The organism is Lonsdalea britannica (assembly GCF_946477055.1).
In the GTDB taxonomy this organism is placed as follows: Bacteria; Pseudomonadota; Gammaproteobacteria; order Enterobacterales; family Enterobacteriaceae; genus Lonsdalea; species Lonsdalea britannica_A.
Window position 1 is genome coordinate 1 of sequence record NZ_CAMKXG010000279.1, and the last position, 4,210, is coordinate 4,210.

General features: G+C 55.4%; 5 protein-coding genes. 3 read left to right on the forward strand and 2 right to left on the reverse strand.

The window, feature by feature from the left end; genetic code table 11:
* Positions 1-597 (forward strand): ABC transporter substrate-binding protein (locus Q7O77_RS15125; protein ID WP_304169200.1); only part of this gene is annotated, 597 nt, incomplete at its 5' end.
* A gap of 112 nt (positions 598-709) precedes the next feature.
* The gene (zntB, locus tag Q7O77_RS15130; RefSeq protein WP_304169203.1) at positions 710-1,699 is read left to right on the forward strand and encodes a zinc transporter ZntB; all 990 of its coding nucleotides are present in this window, start codon (positions 710-712) and stop codon (positions 1,697-1,699) included.
* 317 nt (positions 1,700-2,016) lie between these two features.
* On the opposite strand, the gene ttcA is transcribed toward zntB, so the two are convergent.
* On the reverse strand, positions 2,017-2,955 hold the full coding sequence (gene ttcA / locus Q7O77_RS15135; protein WP_304169206.1) for a tRNA 2-thiocytidine(32) synthetase TtcA: 939 nt from the start codon (positions 2,953-2,955) through the stop codon (positions 2,017-2,019).
* Between the two features lie 295 nt (positions 2,956-3,250).
* On the opposite strand from ttcA, the gene Q7O77_RS15140 reads away from it, so the two are divergent.
* Positions 3,251-3,556 carry a DUF333 domain-containing protein gene (locus Q7O77_RS15140; RefSeq protein ID WP_304169209.1) on the forward strand — a complete coding sequence of 102 codons (306 nt, stop codon included), beginning with the start codon at positions 3,251-3,253 and terminating at the stop codon, positions 3,554-3,556.
* Between the two features lie 16 nt (positions 3,557-3,572).
* On the opposite strand, the gene Q7O77_RS15145 is transcribed toward Q7O77_RS15140, so the two are convergent.
* Positions 3,573-4,210, reverse strand: a 638-nt coding sequence (locus Q7O77_RS15145; protein WP_304169212.1) for an NAD(P)-dependent oxidoreductase, incomplete at its 5' end; no start/stop codon positions are given.

Below are 4,210 nucleotides of genomic sequence, written 5' to 3' on the forward strand. Positions count from 1 at the left end.
GACGTGACCAGCGGATTCACGCCGGAGCAAAGCGAGCTGGAGCAGTATTCGCAGGCCGAGCTGGATGCGCAGGCCAAAGCGCTGATGGGAGCGGCAGGCTATGGACCGGGTAAACCGCTGAAACTGTCTCTGCTGTATAACACGCAGGAAACCAACAAACAGGTGGCTATCGCCGTCGCCTCCATGTGGAAAAAAACGCTGGGGGTAGAGGTCAAGCTGGTCAATCAGGAGTGGAAAACCTACATCGACAATCGCAACAGCGGTAATTTTGATGTCGTACGCGCCTCTTGGGTGGGTGACTACAACGAAGCGTCGACGTTTTTATCGCTGCTGACCTCGTCGCACAGCGGCAATATCTCGCGTTTCCACAATGCGGAGTACGATCGGCTGATGAAGGACACCGGCGGTCAGACGGACAGTCAGCGGCTAAATCAGGAATACAATCAGGCCGAGCGAATGCTTATGAATGAAGCGCCCATCGCCCCGATTTATCAGTACACCAACGCCCGCTTGATCAAACCCTGGGTGAAAGGCTACCCCATCAACAATCCGGAAGACACGGCCTACAGCCATATGCTCTACATCATCAAACACTAATCTCGCGATCCGCCTCTCGGCGCGCACGCCGTGGCCGACCGCCACGGTGGCGTTGCCGTTATGGTCAGAAACGCTAAGATAGTGATCAAGGTGAGTCAAATGGAGAAACCGAGTGGAAGCAGACGTGATTAATGGAAACGCATTACAGCGCACGGGCGCCGTATTTTCTTATCAGCTGGATGGAAAAGGCGGCGTCGTTCCCATCGAAGATAATGAAATCGTCAACAACACTCAGCCTTGCTGGCTGCATTTGGACTCGACCCATCCTGAAAGCAGCCGCTGGCTGCAGGAAACCCGACTGTTGCCCGATACGGTGCGCGACGCGCTGTCGGGAGAGAGCGCGCGGCCCCGCGTAAGTCGGCTGGGCGAAGGTACACTGATTACGCTGCGCAGCATTAATTACAACGGAGACGCGCGGCCGGATGAGCTGGTAGCGCTCCGCATTTACATCACCGATAAACTGATTGTCTCGACGCGACGCCGCAAAGTGGCGGCCATTGATGCCGTCATGAGCGATCTGAAAGAGGGCAATGGCCCGACAGACAGTAGCAGCTGGCTGGTTTCTATCGCGGAGGCGCTGACCGACGACACCAGCGAATTCATCGACCAGCTTCACGAACGGATCATCGATCTGGAAGATGCGTTGCTGGAGCAGGAAATGCCTGCGCGCGGCGAGCTTTCGCTGATCCGCAAGCAGCTGATTGTCCTGCGCCGTTACATGACGCCGCAGCGCGACATTTTCTCTCGCCTGTCGGGGGAGAAGCTGTTCTGGCTGCAGGATGATGACCGTCGCCGAATGCTGGAAATTGCCGAACGATTGGGAAGAGGGCTGGAAGATCTGGACGGCAGCATTGCCCGTACGGCGGTAATTGCGGATGAGATCAACACCCTGATGGCGGAGTCGATGAACCGTCGGACATACAATATGTCGGTGCTGGCGATGCTGTTTCTGCCGACGACCTTTCTCACCGGCTTGTTTGGCGTCAACCTCGGGGGGATCCCGGGTTCAGGCAGTTCGATTGGGTTTATCTCTTTCTGCATGATGCTGGTCTTTATGGTGCTGATGGTTGCCTGGTGGTTAAAACGAAGTAAATGGATGTGAGGATCGGCGATTTTTCAAGTGAGAAAGCGCGATTTTACCGTCCGTTGATAAAAAAAACCGCCCAAGTTTGAGCAACATCAACATTACCCAACGTCGTGTACGGCAAGATTCCGGCTGCAGGTGAATGCAACGTCAAGCGATGGACGTTGCGCTCCATATTGTCTTACTTCCTATTTTGAATTACTGCATAGCACACTTAATTCACACCAAGCCGGCAAAGTTATGCCGGCTTTTTTTTCGTCTGTACCACAGCCTTCCGGGCTACAAATAAAAAAATGGCCGGTACTAAGACCGGCCGCTTCAGTCATCTCTCGCCTTTATTTGACTTCGACGACGTCCAACCGCTGATCGGCGGGAGGCGCTATCTCGTCATCCTCTGGCTGCCAGCCCAGCGGCTGTAGCGGGATCGTTTCCCGATCAAACGCCAAATCGCCGCCGTCCACCACTTCGCTGTTATGGGTGATGGATTTGAAATCGAACAGCGTTTCGTCGGCCAAATGGGACGGCACGACGTTCTGTATGGCGGTAAACATGGTTTCGATGCGCCCCGGATAGCGTTTATCCCAGTCGCGCAGCAGATCTTTAATCACCTGACGCTGCAGGTTGGGCTGAGAACCACACAGGTTGCAGGGAATGATGGGGAAGTTTTTCGCCTCGGCGAAACGCTCGATGTCCTTTTCCCGACAGTAGGCCAACGGACGGATCACCACGTGTTTACCGTCGTCGCTCATCAGCTTGGGCGGCATACCTTTGAGCTTGCCGCCGTAAAACATGTTCAGGAACAGGGTCTGCAAAATATCGTCGCGATGGTGTCCGAGCGCAATTTTGGTCGCGCCGAGTTCGGTGGCGGTGCGGTACAAAATGCCGCGACGCAGGCGCGAGCATAGCGAACAGGTCGTTTTACCCTCCGGGATCTTCTCTTTGACGATACCGTAGGTGTTCTCTTCCACAATTTTGTATTCGACGCCCAGGGTGTCGAGATACTCCGGCAGCACATGCTCCGGGAACCCCGGTTGTTTCTGGTCCAGATTTACGGCGACCAGCGAAAACTGAATCGGCGCGCTCTGCTGCAGGTTGCGCAATATTTCCAGCATGGTGTAGCTGTCTTTGCCGCCGGAGAGGCACACCATGATACGGTCGCCGTCTTCGATCATATTGAACGCGGCGATGGCCTCGCCGACGTTGCGGCGCAAGCGCTTCTGGAGTTTATTCAGGTTGTACTGCTGTTTGGGCGTCACCGATTGAATTTCTGACATTTCACTGTGGCTCACGTTCAAGTTTGGGCAGGGTTAGGGCATAAAGCTTATGGCGGGCAAGTTTATCATCAAGCGTCGTCACAATCGCTATCTCATTGCTGTCGCCCTTAATGCCTTAACGCTGGACGGCGATTTTCCCGGCATGTTAACGCGGAGAATGGCCGGTTATGTGTGTTTTTGTCGCCGTTTTTTTCATTTTGAAAAAATCTTTCACTGCTAACGGCTTGCTGGTCTGCTATCACGCAATAAACTGTGGTAAATAGGATTGGGACTAATTGGGTGATGAGGGCGGGACATGAGACTGCGGCAGGGGATGTTGGCGGGATTGGTACTGGTGCTGGTCGGATGCGGCAGCAGTGAAAAAGCGGCGGAAGAGAATACGGTTGTGCCAGCGGACGCCGTCAGGTTGTCCGCTCAGGAAATGACGGCCTGGCAGGGTAAGGATTCAGCCGCCGCTTCCTGTACGCTGGCGGGCGGTAAAATTGGGCTGGCTCGTCAACTGAACGGCGCCAGCGTGGGCACCTGTCTGCTAACCAACGGACGTCGCTGCGACGCCCAGTCGCTGGAAGATGGCTCCTGCCTGGCCGGTGGATTCCGCTAGCCGACCGGCAGCGATGTCATGTCAGCGAAAAGGGGCAGTCTTCGCCAAGGCTAATCTGACGCAGGCTTTGCAGCGTCGTGCCCGCAATGCTGGTCAGCGCTTCCTCCGTCAGAAAAGCCTGATGGCCGGTGAACAGCACGTTATGGCAGGCGGAGAGCCGACGGAAGATGTCGTCCTGGATGACGTCATTCGAGTTGTCGCTAAAGAACAGCGCGCGTTCGTTCTCATACACATCCAGCCCCAGCGCACCGATTTTTTGCTGCTTGAGGGCTTCGATCGCGGCCTGTGAATCAATCAGCCCGCCTCGGCTGGTATTGATGACCATCACGCCATCCTTCATCTGCGCAAAAGCGGCCTCGTTGAGCAAATGATGATTCTCCGGCGTAATGGGACAGTGCAGGGAGATCACGTCCGATTCCGCGTACAGCGTTTTCAAATCGACGTATTCCGCTCCCAGCTCTCTTGCCTGCGGGTTGGGATAGGGATCGAATGCCAGCAGGCGCATACCAAATCCTTTCAGAATGCGTAGCGTCGCCACGCCTATTTTCCCTGTACCGATGATCCCCGCCGTTCGCCGATGCATATTGAAGCCGATCAGCCCTTCCAGTGAGAAGTTGGCATCGCGGGTGCGCTGATAGGCGCGGTGAATCCGTC